Origin of the sequence: Candidatus Pristimantibacillus lignocellulolyticus, from assembly GCA_023639215.1 — a bacterium.
GTDB classification, from domain to species: Bacteria; Bacillota; Bacilli; order Paenibacillales; family Paenibacillaceae; genus Pristimantibacillus; species Pristimantibacillus lignocellulolyticus.
Window position 1 is genome coordinate 2,281,627 of record CP097899.1, and the last position, 19,272, is coordinate 2,300,898.

General features: G+C 37.4%; 18 protein-coding genes. 8 read left to right on the forward strand and 10 right to left on the reverse strand.

The window, feature by feature from the left end:
• Window positions 1-79 precede the first annotated feature (79 nt).
• Both NAG76_09670 and NAG76_09675 read left to right on the forward strand, forming a co-directional pair.
• Entirely contained in the window at window positions 80-481 is a 402-nt protein-coding gene (locus NAG76_09670; protein ID URN96460.1) for a BlaI/MecI/CopY family transcriptional regulator, read from the forward strand.
• On the forward strand, window positions 465-1,931 hold the full coding sequence (locus tag NAG76_09675; GenBank protein ID URN96461.1) for a M56 family metallopeptidase: 1,467 nt from the start codon (window positions 465-467) through the stop codon (window positions 1,929-1,931). The genes NAG76_09670 and NAG76_09675 overlap by 17 nt, the downstream gene beginning before the upstream one ends.
• 137 nt (window positions 1,932-2,068) lie before the next feature.
• Here NAG76_09675 and NAG76_09680 read toward each other — a convergent pair whose 3' ends face one another.
• Window positions 2,069-3,334 (reverse strand): MFS transporter, encoded by a 1,266-nt coding sequence (locus NAG76_09680; protein URN96462.1) that lies wholly within the window; start codon window positions 3,332-3,334, stop codon window positions 2,069-2,071.
• Between the two features lie 248 nt (window positions 3,335-3,582).
• On the opposite strand from NAG76_09680, the gene NAG76_09685 reads away from it, so the two are divergent.
• Window positions 3,583-4,395 carry an SDR family oxidoreductase gene (locus tag NAG76_09685; protein ID URN96463.1) on the forward strand — a complete coding sequence of 271 codons (813 nt, stop codon included), beginning with the start codon at window positions 3,583-3,585 and terminating at the stop codon, window positions 4,393-4,395.
• A 192-nt stretch (window positions 4,396-4,587) separates the two neighbouring features.
• On the opposite strand, the gene NAG76_09690 is transcribed toward NAG76_09685, so the two are convergent.
• Window positions 4,588-6,048 carry an MFS transporter gene (locus tag NAG76_09690; protein URN96464.1) on the reverse strand — a complete coding sequence of 487 codons (1,461 nt, stop codon included), beginning with the start codon at window positions 6,046-6,048 and terminating at the stop codon, window positions 4,588-4,590.
• 324 nt (window positions 6,049-6,372) lie between these two features.
• On the opposite strand from NAG76_09690, the gene NAG76_09695 reads away from it, so the two are divergent.
• Window positions 6,373-7,566 carry an MFS transporter gene (locus tag NAG76_09695; protein URN96807.1) on the forward strand — a complete coding sequence of 398 codons (1,194 nt, stop codon included), beginning with the start codon at window positions 6,373-6,375 and terminating at the stop codon, window positions 7,564-7,566.
• Between the two features lie 143 nt (window positions 7,567-7,709).
• Here the strand turns inward: NAG76_09695 and NAG76_09700 are convergent, their stop codons facing one another.
• The 5 genes from NAG76_09700 to NAG76_09720 form a co-directional block, all read right to left on the reverse strand.
• Complete coding sequence (locus tag NAG76_09700) at window positions 7,710-8,045, reverse strand: hypothetical protein (protein ID URN96465.1); 336 nt, start codon at window positions 8,043-8,045, stop codon at window positions 7,710-7,712.
• Between the two features lie 64 nt (window positions 8,046-8,109).
• A complete protein-coding gene (locus NAG76_09705; protein ID URN96808.1) occupies window positions 8,110-8,787 on the reverse strand; it encodes a formylglycine-generating enzyme family protein in 678 nt (225 codons plus the stop codon).
• A gap of 87 nt (window positions 8,788-8,874) precedes the next feature.
• Window positions 8,875-9,609, reverse strand: a complete 735-nt coding sequence (locus tag NAG76_09710) for an SDR family NAD(P)-dependent oxidoreductase (protein ID URN96466.1) — start codon at window positions 9,607-9,609, stop codon at window positions 8,875-8,877.
• A gap of 57 nt (window positions 9,610-9,666) precedes the next feature.
• On the reverse strand, window positions 9,667-10,248 hold the full coding sequence (locus NAG76_09715; GenBank protein ID URN96467.1) for a Crp/Fnr family transcriptional regulator: 582 nt from the start codon (window positions 10,246-10,248) through the stop codon (window positions 9,667-9,669).
• 33 nt (window positions 10,249-10,281) lie between these two features.
• Window positions 10,282-11,169, reverse strand: coding sequence for an SMP-30/gluconolactonase/LRE family protein (locus tag NAG76_09720; protein URN96468.1), 888 nt, complete (start codon window positions 11,167-11,169; stop codon window positions 10,282-10,284).
• 289 nt (window positions 11,170-11,458) lie between these two features.
• On the opposite strand from NAG76_09720, the gene NAG76_09725 reads away from it, so the two are divergent.
• Window positions 11,459-12,466, forward strand: coding sequence for a hypothetical protein (locus NAG76_09725; protein ID URN96469.1), 1,008 nt, complete (start codon window positions 11,459-11,461; stop codon window positions 12,464-12,466).
• A gap of 177 nt (window positions 12,467-12,643) precedes the next feature.
• On the opposite strand, the gene NAG76_09730 is transcribed toward NAG76_09725, so the two are convergent.
• Window positions 12,644-13,519, reverse strand: coding sequence for a LysR family transcriptional regulator (locus NAG76_09730; GenBank protein ID URN96809.1), 876 nt, complete (start codon window positions 13,517-13,519; stop codon window positions 12,644-12,646).
• A gap of 131 nt (window positions 13,520-13,650) precedes the next feature.
• Here NAG76_09730 and zwf point away from each other — a divergent pair, with 131 nt between their 5' ends.
• Genes zwf through fsa form a run of 3 tightly spaced genes read left to right on the forward strand, consistent with a single transcriptional unit; the run spans window position 13,651 to window position 17,841 of the window.
• Entirely contained in the window at window positions 13,651-15,174 is a 1,524-nt protein-coding gene (zwf, locus tag NAG76_09735; GenBank protein ID URN96470.1) for a glucose-6-phosphate dehydrogenase, read from the forward strand.
• On the forward strand, window positions 15,155-17,149 hold the full coding sequence (tkt, locus tag NAG76_09740) for a transketolase (protein ID URN96471.1): 1,995 nt from the start codon (window positions 15,155-15,157) through the stop codon (window positions 17,147-17,149). The genes zwf and tkt overlap by 20 nt, the downstream gene beginning before the upstream one ends.
• Window positions 17,150-17,175: 26 nt before the next feature.
• Window positions 17,176-17,841 carry a fructose-6-phosphate aldolase gene (gene fsa / locus NAG76_09745; GenBank protein URN96472.1) on the forward strand — a complete coding sequence of 222 codons (666 nt, stop codon included), beginning with the start codon at window positions 17,176-17,178 and terminating at the stop codon, window positions 17,839-17,841.
• Between the two features lie 54 nt (window positions 17,842-17,895).
• Here fsa and NAG76_09750 read toward each other — a convergent pair whose 3' ends face one another.
• Window positions 17,896-18,594, reverse strand: a complete 699-nt coding sequence (locus NAG76_09750) for a hypothetical protein (GenBank protein ID URN96473.1) — start codon at window positions 18,592-18,594, stop codon at window positions 17,896-17,898.
• Between the two features lie 270 nt (window positions 18,595-18,864).
• A complete protein-coding gene (locus tag NAG76_09755) occupies window positions 18,865-19,212 on the reverse strand; it encodes a helix-turn-helix transcriptional regulator (GenBank protein URN96474.1) in 348 nt (115 codons plus the stop codon).
• Window positions 19,213-19,272 lie beyond the last annotated feature (60 nt).

Consider the following 19,272-nt stretch of genomic DNA (forward strand, 5'->3'; position numbering starts at 1 on the left):
GAAATAAATAACCATCACTTTACAATCAGGAGTTACAAGTGTAAACTATAATTGGAGTTACAAGTGTAACCTTTGAGGAGTGATAAAACTGAACAAATTAGTAGCTAAAATAACGGATTCTGAGGCTGAAATATTACGTGTTATATGGGAAGCGGATGGTGAACTTCCTATTGCTGAGATTAGAAAAAAGCTTGAGCAGACAAGTTCATGGGATAGCTCTACGATTAAAACATTACTTCGTAGACTTTGTGAAAAAGGGGTAGTTTTAGCGACGCAAAAGGAAGTGTTTTATTATAGGTCATTAATAAGTGAGGCAGAGTATAACGAATATAATACTCAGAGCTTAATTGACCGTTTATTTGCAGGTAGTGCTAAAAATCTTGTAGCCTCTCTTTTAGGTAGCAAGAAGCTTAATGAGAGGGATATTGAGGAGCTAAGATCTATGTTTAAGGTAGGTGGTAGAAATGAACGAGATAATTAAACTTATTCTATCACTTTCCTTATCGGGTAGTATTCTTGCTGTATTGGTATTTGTAATAAAGCCATTTATTAAGCACAGATTATCCAAGACTCTACAGTATTACATATGGTTTGTAGTATTGCTTCGGTTAATCATCCCATTTTCATTTGAAGGAAGTATTATTAATCAGTTGATGTATAGTGATAAAACTACTGAAATGATAAATACTCAAGGTACTGTTCAACAAGTTGATAGTAATAGCGTTAGTATATTAAGTTCATTATTTATCTCTAATCCTCAGGGTAATGTAGCTAACGGTGTCTATAACAATGATATTGACCATAGTCGATACTTTACGAATCTAGTTATTGAATCTATTTTTTATATTTGGCTATTAGGTATGATCTTTGCCCTTGCAATAAATATAATGGGATATGCTAAATTTTCTAAACAGCTCAAGCAAAGAAATATATTAGCTTCAGATGATGAGAATAAATTGTTAGCTACGTTAACTAAAGGAAAAACAAACGTCAAGCTTGTAAGAAATCGCTTTACAACAACTCCACTATTGATTGGAGTAATAAGACCTCAAATTATTATACCGGATTATAAATTTAGCAAACAGCAACTTGAAAATATTTTACTCCATGAACTTACCCACCTAAGAAGATATGATCTCGCTATGAAATGGCTAATAATGATCATTACATCCATCCACTGGTTCAACCCACTTATGTATATCATCAAAAAAGCAATTAATCGAGCTTGTGAAATGTCATGCGATGAGGCTGTAATAAAGAACCTAAATGCAGAGCAAAAACAAAACTATGGCGATACGTTAATTGATGTTGTTGCAGAGCAAAAGTATGCTGTTGGAGCTCTACAGGTAACAATGTGCGAAGAGAAAAAGCATTTAAAGGAACGATTGTTTGCGATAATGGCTTATAAAAAGAAGCCTAGATTGTTCATGTTCATTTCAATACTTATATTTCTAGTTGTTATAAGCAGTGCTGTCGTATTAGGAGCAAATGTTGGGGTGGTCGATGGTGAGATATCAGAAAGTAAACAGCTAGATCAGTATGTAGTATCCACTCCTGAACATTGGTCGATTCTATCACAACCTCAATCTTCTATGTCTTTTGAAGAGAATGGCAAGGTCGTAGGTGGACTTGATGTAACTCCATATTACCCAGATCAGCCTCTATCTCAGTTGCGAGCAAATCATACAGAAGTAATTGAGTCTCATTCATTAGAGGGATTTTTTACGAAAGTTATACAGGAGAGATTGCAACAGACACCTCCTGCAGCATCTGGTGATACAACAGTAACAGAAACACTACATTTTTACTTTATCATTGAGGATAAAAATAAGGCATATCATCTATACTTCAACGCACAAGATGTTGATGAACAAGTTGCTTTAAATATTGCTAAAAGTTTTACATTACATTCAAGCAACATCTCTCCATGATTATTATCTGTTGATTTCATAGTTCATGTGTTCATGTCACACTATAAATAATTTATATTGTTAATCAACAAATAGCTGAGCAAGCATATTAGCTCCGGCTATTTGATTGATTTGCATACTAATTAAAGTCGCTAACTTTAATTCCACAAGCCAGCCGCTTCCAGTTTCTTTTTACCTTTGAAGGCGAAGATGACGGCGATCACATTGATAATCATCATAATAGCAACGGCATATAAGATTGCTGTATAGCTACCAGTTAGCTGTGCAATATATCCGTAAGCAGGTAACGCGACCATACCTGCAATGGCTAAACCGATAACTGCAGTCGAGTAGATTTGGCCATATTCTTTATTTCCGAATAAAGCAGTAGTTAGCAAAGGTCCTAACGTCCCGATGGATGCAACGATGAAGCCAAAGATAGCAATAGCAATATTAAACACTATGGGTTTAGTTGCTACCGTTAAAAGCATCATAACAGGAACTAAACCTAAGATCATTGCAAAAATCGCGGTGTTTTTTGCGCCAATCTTATCGGTCAATATTCCGAATGTTAAAGCTCCGATTAACGTACCGATTTGCCACCCCCCCATAGCAGAACCTGCAAAGGAAATGTTATAACCCAAATTCATCGCAAAAGGTGCTACAAATTGACCAAAGCTCCCTATAGAAGTAACAAAGAAGAAGAAGATGAGTAAAGCGTAAAATGCCGAGGATTTTAGTGCAACAGATGCTTTAACTCCTTTAGCTTCTACTTGCTTATTATTCTTTTCATCATTGTTTTTTTCTTCAGCAATACCAAGAGGTTGAAGTCCTTTTTGTTGTGGTGCCATCCTAATCGTTAGTAGTACTGTTGGAATCACAATTGCCATAACAAGTACACCTAAAAAGATGTAAGTATATCTCCAACCATTACTTGCGATTAAGTTACCTGCCATAGGCTGAAGAATCGCTCCGAACAAGCCACCAGATGCAACCATAATCCCCATGGCTAAACCATTATGTTTTTTGAACCAGTTATTGATTAGTATAGGGCCTGCCATTTGAGCGACAAAGACAGAGCCGATCGACATTGGTATACAGAACAAATACCAACCCCATACCGAATTCATAAGACCAAACATAGCAAATGATCCAGCCTGTAGAATAATACCGATAATTAACACTAGCCGAATGTTATATTTACTCATCAATTTACCAGCGATAGGTAGGAAAACCATCGTCACTATCGATGAAATACTAAAGTAAAGTGTTAAGCTTCCCATCCCAATACCTAAATCTTGTGTAACGGGTGTTAGAAACAATCCTCCGGCAGTCATAATCCCACCTTTGGCTAAACCTACTATGAGAGCTACTCCTAGCAATACCCACCAAGCGTAATGAATTTTCTTTTTTTGATGCGACATGTTGTATTCCTCATTTCGACAATTATAGCGTTTACCTGGCTATACAAAGGTAACGAATGTAATTTTATTTCAGCACATAAGTAAAAGCATTCGTTATTATGTGTTAAAAACTTTAAATTTATAGCGATATGGTATATAATTTCTCGTTGTACTAAATTCGAAGTTAGCATAGCTTATAATTCCGTAGTACATAATACGGACATCTTGCTTTCTCAAAATTCATTCGGACATCAAAGGAGATTTTCATAATGGGAAGAGTTAAGGGTAAAGTAGCATTAATAACAGGTGGAGCTTCAGGAATTGGATTGTCTGCAGCTACACTACTAGCCCAAGAAGGTGCTAAAGTAGTTATTGCAGATTTCAATGTTGATGCAGCAGTAGAAGCAGCAACGAGTCTTAAAAGTCAGGGCTTTGAAGCTTCTGGAGTTTTTCTAGATGCAGGTAAAGAGGAGTCCATAAAAGAAGCCGTAGAGTTTACGGTTGCAACATACGGAACAATTAATGTACTTCATAATAACGTTGGATTAACGAACTTGCGTAAAGATTTAGACGTAATCAATATGGATCTGGAAGAATGGGATCATCTAATGGATGTGAACCTTAAGAGTGTACTACTTGGTAGCCGTTTCGCTCTTCCTCATATGATCAAAGCAGGTGGCGGTTCTATCATTAATACAGCATCAATGGCTGGATTTGCTGGAGATATAACTCGTACAGCATATGGTGCTTCCAAAGGTGCTGTGGTCAATCTAACAAAATATATCGCAGCTCAATATGGTAAACATAAAATCCGTTGTAATGGCGTAGCTCCTGGTCTAATCTTAACGCCAGCAGCAGAGAAAAATATGCCGCCAGCAGTATTAGAAATTTTCGCGAAGTTTAATGCGCTACCTTATCATGGAGAAGCAGATGACATTGGCTACACAGTATTGTTCCTAGCTTCTGATGAATCTAAATTTATTACTGGTCAGACGATTCAAGTCGAGGGCGGACACTATGGTAATAATCCAACTATTGCCGATTTCTCAGAATATATGTTCCAAGCTCAAGCAAATAAGTAACTATCCTTAGAAGCGAGTGAAATTGACTTGACGGAAGTTAATGCCTAATTTCAATTACAATTGAGTGAAGTATTAATAAATTTAAGGGGATGTCTCTTACCATCATTAGATTGATGATAAGGGATATCCCCTGTTTTAATTATTTTGACTCTATTAATAATACTTGGAGCTTCTCGACTCTAATCTAAGTCGTTAGTGATTTAATGCTAGATCTCTACGCTTGTTTACGATGACATAAGTGGCAAATAGCAACAGAATGATACCGGTAAATATAAATCCTTCAGTGATAGTTATTGGCAGCCAACCTAAAACGGACGAACCTACAACAACTCCTAAAGAGAACGCAGCGTAAAAATAACCATAAGCTTTTCCTCGTAATTCTGCTGGAGTAGCTTTAATTAACATCGTATTAATGGATGGGAACAAGAGGGCAAAGCCTATTCCATACAAACCTAATACGATATGGAGTACTAAATTCGTCGTTGATTGGCTAATAAGTAGCTGACTTACTCCCATTAAACCAATTCCCAAAGCCATCGTTTTTGATGGAGCAATCCGATCGAAAATACGGTTAGTAGGAAGTACAAAAATTAGCACGGCAACGATACCAAAAGTACTCATTAATGTGCCACTTAAACTTGATTCATATCCTAGTGATTGGACATGCAAAGGTAGTAAATAAGCGATAACACCTTGAGAGAACATTAAGAAAAATGCCCCTAAATATGCTTTGAGTACTCCTGAATTAAGAAGTGTGACTAATGATTGACTAACTGCCTCGTCATTGGTTTTTTTCAATAGCTTGTGATTTCGAAGTAAAATGGCAGCAAGTATGACTAATAAAAATCCAAACAAGGCGACACATGTAAAGACAAAAGGAACGGATGTTTTACTTGACAATATTCCGCTGAAAGCTGGACCTATAATAGCAGCTAGTCCGACAAAAGTACCTGTAAAGGCAACCTTTTTTCCTTGTTGCTCATTGATCGTACTATTCGCAGAGAATGTAAATGCAGCAGGAACAATGAGACCAGCAACAAAACCATGTATGATTCGAACAACGATTAATAACGCAGGTGAATCGACGAATCGATAAAGTAGTAATGCAGTACTCGTTAATAACAAACCCATTAGAAGTACTTTGAAAGGACCTACTTTATCAGTCATAACACCAGATAAAATATTACCGAACGTGTTAGTTAATGAGTATAAGCCAACGATAAAGCCTACAAGAAAAGTACTAGCTCCAACGGAAGTTGCAAATGTACTCATGACTGGCAGTTGAGCGAATAAATCGATGAAAGAAAAAAACACAATACTATACACAATTAGCGCATAGTTAAAAGGTTGAACACTATAATTGACTTGCGCTTTTTTTAGTTTCCAATCAAGTACAAAGTTTGCGAAAGGTATAAAAGCTGCGATTAGTGCTACAACAGGCCATAGTATGCTCCATTTCACTCGTACTGCAGCAAATAGTATAGTGAGTACATAGGTTATGAAAATTGCACCATGAATACTTCCCATAATTGTTACCGCTAGGTCTATTCCCCAAATATATTTCAACGGCATAGCAATACCTAATAATACTAACAATGAAATACCATCAAGAATACCTGTGATACGCAAAAAATAAATAGGATGTGATTTCAATTAATATGCTCCTTATATAGATTTAACTTCGTAATTCTATTCTAACATTTGATAAGGTATGTAGAATAGGGCGGATTAAAGTACTTTATTACCATATGCATGACATCTCTATGACATATCTGTGAATATGACGAAAGAATTATGAAAGTTTTTTTAATGGTAAATATAGTTTCCGTCGATCTGTTTTATAATGAGTGTTCAAATAAATTATTATATGTTAGCATTGAACTCGTCTTATCATTTTGTTGTTAGAAAAGATAGTCATATTGCATACTAGAAGTAATGGAGATGGAGGAAATAGAAGTGAAGTCCGAACGACATGAGATGAATACAGCACATACGGGCTTAAAGGTTACAGGGTGGTTACTACTTATAGGTATTATACTAATTGCAATGAATCTACGTGCTCCGATAACTTCGGTAGGCCCTTTAATATCAATTATTCGAGAAGACTTGAATATTTCGAATACATTAGCTGGCTTAATTACTACGCTCCCATTAATTGCGTTTGCTTCGTTATCTCCGTTAGCACCGAAGATGGCTCGCAAATATGGAATGGCTAACGTTTTGTTTGGAGCGTTAGTATTGTTAGTTATAGGTATTGGTTTACGCTCAGCGTGGAATATTGGTTCAATGTTAGTAGGTACTTTGATCTTGGGGCTTGCAATATCTATATGTAATGTATTAATGCCGAGTTTAATTAAAGAAAAATATCCTTTAAGGATCGGCGTAATGATCGGTATATATTCCGTGGCAATGAATCTAAGTGGAGCTATTGCCTCAGGTATTAGTGTGCCACTGGCAAATCAGTCTGGATTAAGCTGGAGGGGAGCATTGGGACTTTGGGGAATATTAGCATTGATTGCTGTGCTCTTCTGGATTCCGCAAATCGGGCGCCCTTCACTTAAGGTGAAAACAGCGAAAACTAGTGAACAGCGAACGAGTTTGTGGAAGTCTCCATTAGCTTGGTATGTGACTCTATTTATGGGATTACAATCGATGTTGTTCTACGTTATCGTTTCTTGGCTACCAGATATACTCAAAACACAGGGGATAAGTTCGGATGATGCAGGATGGACACTTTCTATAATGCAATTAGCATTACTACCTGTAACTTTTATCGTCCCTATAATAGCTGGGCGTATGAAAAATCAAATCACACTTACCGTAATTACCGCATTGTCTTTCTCTGTAGGAATTGGAGGTCTATTATCTGGAAATGATCTTGTTCTACTATGGGCCATTTGTATCGGAATTGGTTCAGGATGTGCCTTCAGTATTGCGATGACCTTATTTGGACTAAGAACGACTAATGCACATGATGCAGCTGAATTATCAGGTATGGCTCAATCGGTAGGATATCTGTTAGCGGCGATAGGGCCAATATTATTTGGAGCTTTACATGATTTGACGAATGGATGGAATGTACCACTAATAGTGCTACTAGTTGTAACGATGTTACTTCTTATTATTGGTGTTGCTGCAGGCCGCAATCGATTGATTGGAGATGAAAACTGATTTAACTGAGTGAGCTGTAATAGTTATAAGCATGAACAAGATCCCCACTCAAGTTACTTTGAGTGGGGATTTAATTACTTTCATTCATTTTTTAATCCTTCTTATCATTCATTTTGCCATGAACGAATATAAGTTACTTCATCTTACTCAATATATGCTTTATATAGATTATTATTTACTTGAATTGCGATTGCCTCTTCTATATTGATATTCTTTACTTTGAAAATTTTATTGGGACTTTTATATGGGTTTTGGTCTTCAGAGTAAGACACAATCGTCACAATTTTAGTGATTTTTCCTATTTGCTCTTCAACTTCGCTATTAGATAAAACTTCATCGGTCATAAGATAAGTTAAATTATCTATTTTAATGATAGCGGGTGTAAGATTAGTAAATTCAGCGTTGCTTAATTTATGCGTATGACATCCTGAAAGCAAAATGGAAACTAAAAATAAACCTATAGTTATAGCTCGTTTCATTTTTTTTCACTGGTTTCCTCCTTTTAGATGACTATATAAATCTCTAAGTTATCCACTTTGCATATTACTCCGTTACATAATTAGAACGAGCAAGACGGAATCCAAGGTCATCGATGTGAAAAGTGGGGTGGCTGCGACGACGGCATGTAGCCCCGCAACCTCTGGCTTCTTCTGCCCAGCTACCACCTCGGAAAATTCGATATGTGCCATATACGTTTTCATCATATACATCCCAGCACCATTCCCATGCGTTGCCTAGCATATCGTACAGTCCCCATATATTCGGCTCCTTAGTCCCTACTTCATGGATATGGTCTCCTGAATTATCCTTATACCACGCAATACGATCAAGCTCTCCGTATCTATATCCTGTAGTTTCTGCTTTGCAAGCATATTGCCATTCTGCTTCTGAAGGTAGGCGATAGCCGTTAGATTGCCAATCACATATAATAGTTTCACCATCATTACTAATGGAATAGCATTCTTTCAGTCCAGCGCCCTGTGACATTAGATTACAAAAAGCAATGGCATCATTCCATGAAATATTAACCATTGGATGTTGGGCTTTGTCTAGTTCAATAGGCGATCTTCCAGTAATAGTATTGTATAATTCTATCGTAACAGCATACGGGGCAAGTAAAAATGGTTTAATGTCTGATGTCCATATGCTCTTTGTTCTATCGTCTCTTAATACGATTTTTCCACTCGGAATATTCACCATGGGATAATTAGAGCTATCCATTGTATTTGACACTTTACCTTCCTCCTAATAAATTTTCTTTGGAGAACCATGTGTGGAATGATATTCGTAGTTTTGCAATCTTATTACCTAACTATTTTTCAATATTCGCTCTGCAATGGAAGGAAACAAGCGATTAATAATAATTAGTAATTTAACTTTACCAATTGGAACTTCTAATCGATTCCTTTTGAAGAATATAAAAAATTGCGTCGACAGATCATCTGGTGAAATTTTATTATTTCCTCTGCCTTTTGTCATATTGGTATCGACTACAGGCGGAATAATCTCAAATACTTTTATATTCGTATTTTCTAGTTGGTAGCGAAGAGCTTTCGTGAACATATGCAATGCAGCTTTAGTTGCGCAGTATACAGGGGCGGATTTTTTCGGAACTAGACCTAATCCTGAGGTAATGTTAACGATCGCGGATTCTCGCTGACGAGCAAGTAATGGAAGTAGTTTCGACACTAGCAGAACTGGTGCGTTCAAATTTATAGCAATTTCCTCATTAACTTGATGAGAAGTATCATTTCCATCGATAAATGAATAGTTAAATTGTATACCTGCATTATTAATGAGTATATTGAGTTCAGGATGATTGTCATATAACTGCTTGATGAGTTGATCCAATTCGTCTTCATTTCCTACATTACAAATATACGTTGTGATGCTCGGATGCTGTACTTTTAACTGGTTCAATTTTTGTTCATCTCTGCCGACCACGATAATATGATTACCATACTGAATAAACTTTTCTGTTAACGCTAGCCCAATGCCAGAGGCGCCACCAGTTATTAATATGGTATTACCTGTAAGCTTCAATAAAATCTCCCCCTTCTCCACTCAAATGTAGAGGATGGAGGAGATTTTCTCATTAACCTAGGTTAATTTTCTGCGAATTCTGCTTAATGCGACAGGGGTAATTCCTAGGTAAGAAGCAATATGGTATTGTGGGATGATTTTTTTCATTTGTCCGTATTCTTCGAGAAACAGCAAATATCTTGCTTCAGCAGAAAGCAGCAACAGTTCACGCTCCCGTGTTTCTTTCTTGATGTATAACTGTTCAATTAATTTCCGCCCTAGTCTTTCCCAACAAGCATGCCTTATATACAATGACTGAAGGTCTTTATAACGGATCGTTATTATCTCACTATTCATCAAAGCTTGAATGGAGAAATAAGAAGGGATATTCAATAATAAAGAGCTGTACGAAGCAATGAAATCATTGTTGGAGCAAAAGCTTTTATTGAATTCATCTCCATCAGGTGTCGTATAGTAAAATCGAAACAATCCGCTTACGCAAAAACCGATGGAGTCTGAAAATTCACCTGCTCTAATAAAATGATTGTTTTTAGTGATAGTTGAATGAACAGACAATTCTTTGAAAGCTAGTAATTCCTCGTCAGGGAGTGGTGAGATTTTTTTCAACTGTTGAAATATTGCATCCCACATAGGTTCCATCGTGAATTTACCCCATTCATAATAGAATATGATTTATCCTGCAAATGTATTGGCTGGTGTACCTTTAATACCGAGCTTTATACTGAAAAGACCGCCAGCGTCAGGCTGTTTCAAAAGTTCTTCTTCACTAAGACCAACACGAGCAGTAGTAATATATAATGTGTCTAGTTCAGTTCCGCCAAATGTACAAGAAGTGACTTGGGAAGCCGGAACAGAAACTGTTTGGATCATCTGACCATTCATAGGATTCCATCTTGACACACACCAGCCTCCCCAATGTGCTACCCATAACATTCCTTCTGCATCGATTGTCATCCCATCAGGAAAACCGAGATGCTCAGGAATTTGAACGACAACTCGTTGATTAGTTATATGTCCTGTTTCTAGATCATAATCAAAAGCAACTACATTGCTAGTTGGTGTATCAATAAAGTACATCGTATCGCCTTCAGCAGACCAAGCTAGTCCATTGGATATACTTACATCTGTTAGTAACGTCGTAACATGATATTCAGGATCCAAACTATATAGTGATCCTTTTGCTAATTGGTTAGACATGGACATCGTTCCTGCTAGATACCGACCTTTTGGATCACATTTACCATCATTGAAACGATTATCTATTAATGAGGCCTCAACTTCTGCAAGAAGTGTTAACTCCTTAGTTGTTACATCATAGCTATAGAAACCATCCTTTAGCGTTAATACGATATTGCCTGATTGTCTTGGGATAACAGAACTGATATACGGCGGAATAGCTATGACTTCATCATCCTGTGGATGCTTAGGATGATGAATATGCAAGTTATGTTCTAATATATCAATCCAATAAAGTTGAGCTGTTGCCCTGTTCCATACAGGCCCTTCACCTAGAGAAGCTTTTTTATTACTTACTAGTGACACATTCATCGAAGTACTCATCGTTAATTCCTCATTTCCAATTGAAATTTCTGGTTACATACAATTGTGCAATATTAAGCTAGAACATACAATACATTATTACAAGCTAGAAACGCTGTGAGCATCACCATGTCCTCGAATGAACCTCCTTAATAATAATAAAACAAATTTTATATATAAATGAAATTTATGGAACAAATTCAAAACTTGATTCGTCTAACCTATGTACTATATAAAAAGTTTGCCATAGCTACTTTTTATACAACAAAGTGATTTGGAAAGATGGATGAAAATGTTTAGGAGGGATATTGTGCAAGTAGTTAAAAGCAAAAAGATTTGGTGGATGATTTCACTTTCGATTATTGTAGTTGGATGTATCGTTTGGGTAGTTATTCAAAACGATAAGGACAATGTAGTTACTGGCGAAGTAGAAGCGATAGCACCAACCTCAGATGTACCTAAAGATGGTAACGAGCAGAATGACACCGTTATTAGTGAAGAAACATCGACACCTGCTGAAGTTGAACCGCAATATTTAACTATTACATTACAAGATGATCCATCATATGATCCAGAAAAAGTTGAGTCAATTACTGTACAGTATGGAAGCAACGAACCTTATACTGTACCTAAAAATAGAGAATATGTCATTCTACAGAGCTTGTATTGGCTCGATCTAATAGTTGCGAAGGCAGAAGATCAAACGATATCAGCAGATAATGTAATGATCCATATTAATAGCACTGACAGAAAAGTTGCTATTCCGTACGATATTAACAATAATACTTTCCAACTTGGAGACTTGCTGTACTACGCTACTGATGAAGTTGCGAAACTAATGTATGGACAATATAAGCAAGAATCAGAGCTGGCGAACATTGATCGAATTTATGCTATCGCAGCGGAAGAGTCCACAGAAAGTGGAGTAAGAGTCGATGAAAGCTTTCGATATGATTTTGATCAATTAACGATTGATGGAATGGATTTCAATGCGTGGAAACAGCACTTATCGAACGATTCTAATTATGTTAATGTAGCTAACTATTATGATAGTGGTACGTATAAAGTTTCTAGTATTCAATATTACGAAGATATTGCAGTAGTTTCAGAGCGAGAAGTTTTGTTTTTATCAGATAGCGTAGCAACAAAGGATGGTATTAAGATTGGGCTTTCGAAAGAAGAAGTGGTGACAACACTCGGCAAACCGAATTTGGAAAACGAGTCTGAGTGGAGTTATCTTATCGGTGACTATTTGAAATTCCATCTTTATTTTGAAAATAATAAAGTAGTATTGATTAGTCTTACATTGCCGTTGTAAACAATGTCTGGAAATATTTAACGATCTGAATAACTAATTGAATGTTAACAATAAACAAAACCCTCCGCTATTGAAGTGTATGCTTAGCCTTTAGATGTTTGACTGGCGGTAGGCGCACTTCAATTGGAGGGTTTATTTATTGACATGACCAATGTTAGTATACGCCCCAATTTTAGCTTATTTAATATGTTCAATAAAACTACTTGCTGCACTGGAAAGTGGCATATTACGCATAATCATTAGTCCTACTTGAGATGGTGGGAGCTCTACATCTAATCTAATCTCAAATAGCGAGCCATCTTCTAGTTCCTTAGAAACAAATTCTCTCGTTACATAAGAAATTCCAAGTCCTTTACGAGCAAACTCAATCAATAAATCAACACTACCTACTTCAATGGCAGGTTTGAGTTCATAACCGTATCCTTGCATTAATTCAGTAATCGCCATTCGTGCTCGGCTATTTCGTGAGAACAAAATGAGTGGATATTGGATGAGTTTATCTAGTGAAAGTACGACATCTTTAAGCTCTGCATAATGAGCCCCAGCAACAAAGCAATCTTGAAGTTGAATCCCTTCTTTTAATTCCAATTGCGGATCGACGATTGGCATACGAACAACCCCTAAGTCGATTTTACCTTCCTTCAAAAATGAAATAATTTCTGGCGTTGTTCCATGAATCAGTTGAAGTTTAACAGCAGGGAAATTCTGATGGAATTGTTCTAAGTATCGCAACAAATAATGTTTGAACAAAGAATCACTTCCACCAATCCGTAATTCTCCGCTCTCTAAATTTTTAAGTGCAGCTAATTTCTCTTCTGCTAACGTAATTAGAATTTGAGATTGTTCAATATAGGAGTAAAGGATGTGACCTTCTTGTGTCAGGGCAACACCTTTAGAATTTCGATAAAATAAGGTCATTCCAAAACTCTCTTCAAGTTGTTTGATCGCATGACTCACACTAGGTTGAGTAATATAAAGCGATTTTGCTGCCTTAGTTAAGCTACCTGTTTTCGCGGCCCAATAGAAAACTTTATATAGCTCATAATTGGTCATAGACATGGTCTATAGCTCCTGTCCAATATATTAATTACTTGTATAGGTGTTATTAGTATTATAGTAGAACTAATGGAGAGAAGATAGTAGATACTGCACCTAATATATAACGTTTGGAAGGAAAGATGATAATGGAAGCAACAACGTTTGTATTGTTTGGAGCAACAGGCGATTTAGCGAAAAGAAAAATCTACCCTGCCTTATATAATTTATATATCGATCAAAAATTACCACAATCTTTCGCTGTTGTAGGACTAGGTCGAAGAGAATTTTCAGATGAAGTATTTCAAGCAAGTGTAGAGAAATCAATTCGTGATTTTTCAAGACGTGAAGCCAGTGACGATGTTATCATGAACAGCTTTTTACAAGCATTCCGCTATTGTTCGCTAGATATTGGACATACAGAAGATTATGTCAAACTACTACACCTTATTGAAGAGCAAGAAAAAGATATGGGTAGTTCGCCTAATCGGATGTTCTATCTTTCTGTTGGACCTGAGTTTTTTGAACCAATTGCTGCGAACATCAAAGAGAGTGGACTTGGTACAACAAAAGGTTGGAAACGTCTGTTGATTGAAAAACCTTTTGGACATGATTTGCAATCTGCTCAACATTTGAATCAACAACTTAGCGATTCATTTGAAGAAAATGAAATTTATCGCATTGATCATTATCTTGGAAAACCGATGATCCAAAAGCTTGAAATCTTGCAACAAACGAATCCTGTACTTCAAGCACTATGGTCCAATCGCTACATCTCTAATGTCCAAATCACTGCTAGTGAAACGGTTGGCGTAGAAGAGCGCGCAGGTTATTATGACCATGTTGGTGCAATTAGAGATATGTTCCAAAACCATATGCTTCAAATATTAATGATGCTAACGCTACATCTGCCGCAGAACAGTACTTCAGAAGTTGTACGTTTTAAGAAGAAGACAATTATGGAGTCTCTTGAGCCTCTGTACAAAGAGAATGTGAAGTCTAATGTTATCCGTGGTCAGTATTCAGCAGGTTCAATCGCAGGTTCACCGGTCGTTGGATATACTTCTGAGGCTGGCATTCCGGCTACATCGATGAATGACACATTCATTGCTGCAAGATTAGAGATCGATAATTCATTCTGGCGTGGCGTGCCTTTCTATATTAGAACAGGTAAACGAATGAATGAAAAATTCACACGTATTATTATTGAATTCAAAGAAGCATTTCAACAAAGCACGACTACATCTGAAAACAATCAGGTTGCCAATCTGTTGATTTTTGAAATTAGTCCGAATGAAGGAATTACATTCCAACTAAATTCCAGAGATCCGAAGAACAAAGAACAATTTATTCCGATTAATATTGATTTCCATTCAAGCAGTAACGATGTTCCAGAAGCCTATGAGAATCTCATTCATGATGCATTCCAGGGAGACGGTACGTTCTTTGCTCACTGGGATGAAGTTGAATTGTCTTGGAAATGGGTTCAACCAATTCTAAACGCATTTGAAGAAAATCTTGTACCACTTACGTTTTATGCAGCAGGTTCTAATGGTCCAGTGGAATCCGATGAGCTATTAGCTAGAGACGGTAATCACTGGTGGTTAGATGCCAAAGCTGATCAAAAAATACAAGCAACAGAAGGAGAACATTATGTCTACTCAAAACATTGATCAATTATCTATCGACACACTTCGTACTTTATCTATTGATGCGATTAACGCTGCAAACTCAGGTCACCCAGGTCTTCCTATGGGAGCTGCACCAATGGCGTATGCGCTTTGGGCAAATCAAATGAATTACAATCCTGGTCATGCAAATTGGTTCAACCGCGATCGTTTCGTACTTTCTGCGGGTCACGGTTCAGCACTACTTTACAGCTTATTACATGTAGCTGGTTATGAAGTATCTATCGATGATTTGAAACAATTCCGTAAAATGAACAGTAAAACTCCAGGTCACCCAGAATTCGGTCATACAGATGGCGTTGATGCTACAACTGGTCCACTTGGTCAAGGTATTGCAATGGCAGTTGGTATGGCAATGGCTGAAGCTCACTTAGCTGCTAAGTTCAATCAAGAACAATTCCCAGTAGTGGATCATTACACGTATGCACTTGTTGGCGATGGTTGCTTAATGGAAGGTGTTGCTTATGAAGCAATGTCTATGGCAGGTCATATGAAACTTGATAAATTAGTCGTATTATACGATTCCAATGATATTTCTCTAGATGGAGATCTAGGTCTTTCCTTCGGCGAAAACATGCAAAAGAGAGCAGAATCTGCTCAGTGGCAATACTTGAGAGTTGAAGATGGTAACGACGTTGCTGCAATTACTTCAGCAATTGCAGAAGCGAAAGCTAATACTACTCAACCAACAATTATCGAAATTCGTACAATTATTGGTTATGGTAGCAAAAAAGTTCAAGGTACGAACAAAGCTCATGGTAATCCACTAGGTAAAGAAGAAGCAATTGCAACGAAAGCTGTATACGGTTGGGAACATGATGAGTTCACAGTACCAGCAGAAGTTAAAGCACACTTCGAGCAGTTGAAACAACAAGGTGCTGTTAAAGAACAACAATGGAATGAACTAGTTGCAACTTACACTGCAAAATATCCAGAGCTTGGTCAAGAACTTGCTCAAGTGATTGACGGTAAAGTAGCTATTGATGCATCTGACATCCTTACTTTTGATTCTTCTAAAGCAATTTCAACTCGTATCGCAAGTGGTCAAGCGATTAATCACTTTATCAAATCAGTACCGTCCATCTTTGGTGGTAGTGCAGATCTATCTGGTTCTACAATGACAGATATTAATGGTGAGCCAATCTTCGCAGTGGATTCTTATGTTGGTCGTAATGTGTACTTTGGTGTTCGTGAGCATGCGATGGGCGCAGCAGGTAACGGTATGGCATTACATGGCGGAGTAAAACCATTCGTAAGTACGTTCTTCGTATTCAGCGACTATCTTCGTCCAGCTATTCGTTTGGCATCACTACAAAAATTGCCTGTAACTTATGTATTTACACATGACTCTATTGCAGTAGGTGAAGATGGTCCTACACATGAGCCAATCGAGCAACTAGCAGCACTTCGTACTATTCCAGGACTAACGGTAATTCGTCCTTCAGATGCGAATGAAACAGCGAGCGCTTGGGCGTATGTCCTGCAACAACAAGATGGTCCGGTTGCTTTGATTCTTAGCCGTCAAAATCTTCCTGTATATGAAGCAACGAAAGCAAATATTGCAGATGTAGCTAAAGGTGCTTATGTTCTAGCTGAAACGAATGCAACGCCTGATGTTATTCTAATCGCTACAGGTTCTGAAGTTTCACTTGCAGTAAGTGCTAAAGCAGATCTAGAAAATGAGAATGTATCTGTTCGTGTCGTTGCAATGCCAAGCAGAGAGTTGTTCAATGCTCAATCTGATGAATATAAAGAATCAATTCTACCTACTGCGGTAACGAAACGTGTAGCTATTGAAGCGGGTATCTCTCTAGGCTGGGAGCGTTATACAGGAGCTAACGGTAGTATCATCTCCATTGATACGTACGGAGCTTCAGGTCCTGGTACAGAAGTTATGGAATATTTCGGATTCTCATCAAGCAATGTCGTTTCTGTAGCTAAGCAATTATTGAATAAATAAAAAATAATTATTGGGGGTAATTTAATATGAAATTTTTCATTGATACAGCTAATGTGGTAGATATCAAAAAAGCGCATAAAATCGGAATTATTTCTGGAGTAACTACGAATCCATCGCTAGTTGCCAAAGAAGGTGTCAAATTCGAAGATCGCATTGAAGAGATCCTGCAAGCTGTTCCTGATGTTGAATCTGTTTCTGCTGAAGTTACTCCTGATGCTGTTACAGCTGAAGAAATGATTGCACAAGCGAATGAATTAATTAAAATCAACAATAATGATCCAAATGTAACGATCAAACTTCCGATGACTCTAGCTGGTCTAGAAGCTTGCCGTTACCTGACTCAAAAAGGCGTTAAAACAAACGTTACTTTAATCTTCACAGTAAACCAAGCATTATTGGCTGCTCGTGCTGGTGCTACTTATGTATCTCCTTTCTTAGGTAGATTGGATGATATTTCTGAAGATGGCGTGCAATTGATTGTGAAAGTTGCGGAATTGTTCCGTATCCATAACTTAGATGCTCAAATCATTGCAGCATCTGTACGTCACCCAGACCATGTCACTCGCGTTGCTATGGCTGGTGCTCATATTGCTACTGTTCCATTCAATGTGATCGAGCAAATCTCCAAACATCCACTTACAGATCAAGGGATGGAAAAGTTCGCAGCTGACTGGAAAAACACAGTGCAGTAATAACGTAATTGAGCATTTTTGAAATGATATTTGAGATTACAGACTGTAAGTAAACTAGAACATATCTAGTTCACTTACAGTTTTTTTCATTCCACCAAAGTGGAGTAGAAGCGTCGAATGAAGAGTAAAATTCCCTTTCATTCCACCAAAGTGGGGTGAAAACGCCGAATGAAGAGTAAAAATGCCTTTCATTCCACCAAAATGGAGTAGAAGCGTCGAATGAAGAGTAAAATTCCCTTTCATTCCACCAAAGTGGAGTGAAAACGCCGAATGAAGAGTAAAATTCCCTTTCATTTCACCAAAGTGGAGTGAAAGCACCGAATGAAGAGTAAAATTCCCCTTCATTCCACCAAAGTGGAGTGAAAACGCCGAATGAAGAGTAAAATTCCCTTTCATCCCACCAAAGTGGAGTAGAAGCGTCGAATGAAGAGTAAAATTCCCTTTCATTCCACCAAAGTGGGGTGAAAACGCCGAATGAAGAGTAAAAATGCCTTTCATTCCTCCAAAGTGGAGGGAAAGCACCGAATGAAGAGTAAAAATGCCTTTCATTCCACCGAAGTGGAGTGAAAACGGCGAATGAAGAGTAAAAATGCCTTTCATCTCACCAAAGTGGAGGGAAAGCAACGAATAAAGAGTAAAAATGCCTTTCATTCCACCGAAGTGGAGTGAAAACGCCGAATGAAGAGTAAAAATGCCTTTCATTCCACCAAAGTGGAGTGAAAGCGTTGAATGAAGAGTAAAAATGCCTTTCATCTCACCAAAGTGGAGGGAAAGCAACGAATAAAGAGTAAAATTCCCTTTAACTTCACCAAAGTGAAGACGCTTCGTTCAGTAGATGTTTCCAAATTAAACTTTCATGAATTATTCAAAATGAAGAGATACTAATTGCAAAACAATGCACGCATTGCAAAACGGTACACAGACAAAATAAAGTGCATACACAAAAAACCACCATGTACCGAATGCGGCACATGGTGGTTACATGAGTAGTAGCAAGTAAGGAATTTACTCTCTACTGGATAGCTAAGTGGTTGCTTCTTTTGTTTTAATTTCTAACTCACAAACCTCGACCCATTTGTGTATCGATACAATTACATCTTTTAATGCGTGTCCACGAGCAGTTAACTCGTATTCAACTTTCTTATTAGAATCATCAATTAAGGTCTTATTTATTAACGCAGCATTTACTAATTCATTAAGTCGCTCGGTTAATAGTCGATCTGATATTCCATCAATGCTTGAATGAATCTCATTATAACGTTTGGGACCAGACATTAATGTGTATAGAATCATACCCATCCAGCGTCTACCGAGAAATTCGATTGTACTATGAAAATCACGACAGGTATGTTGACAATCAGACTGTTTCATTAAGAGACCTCCCCGAACATTGCTTTCATTTAGTTTAACACAAATTCGTCGATGGAACAG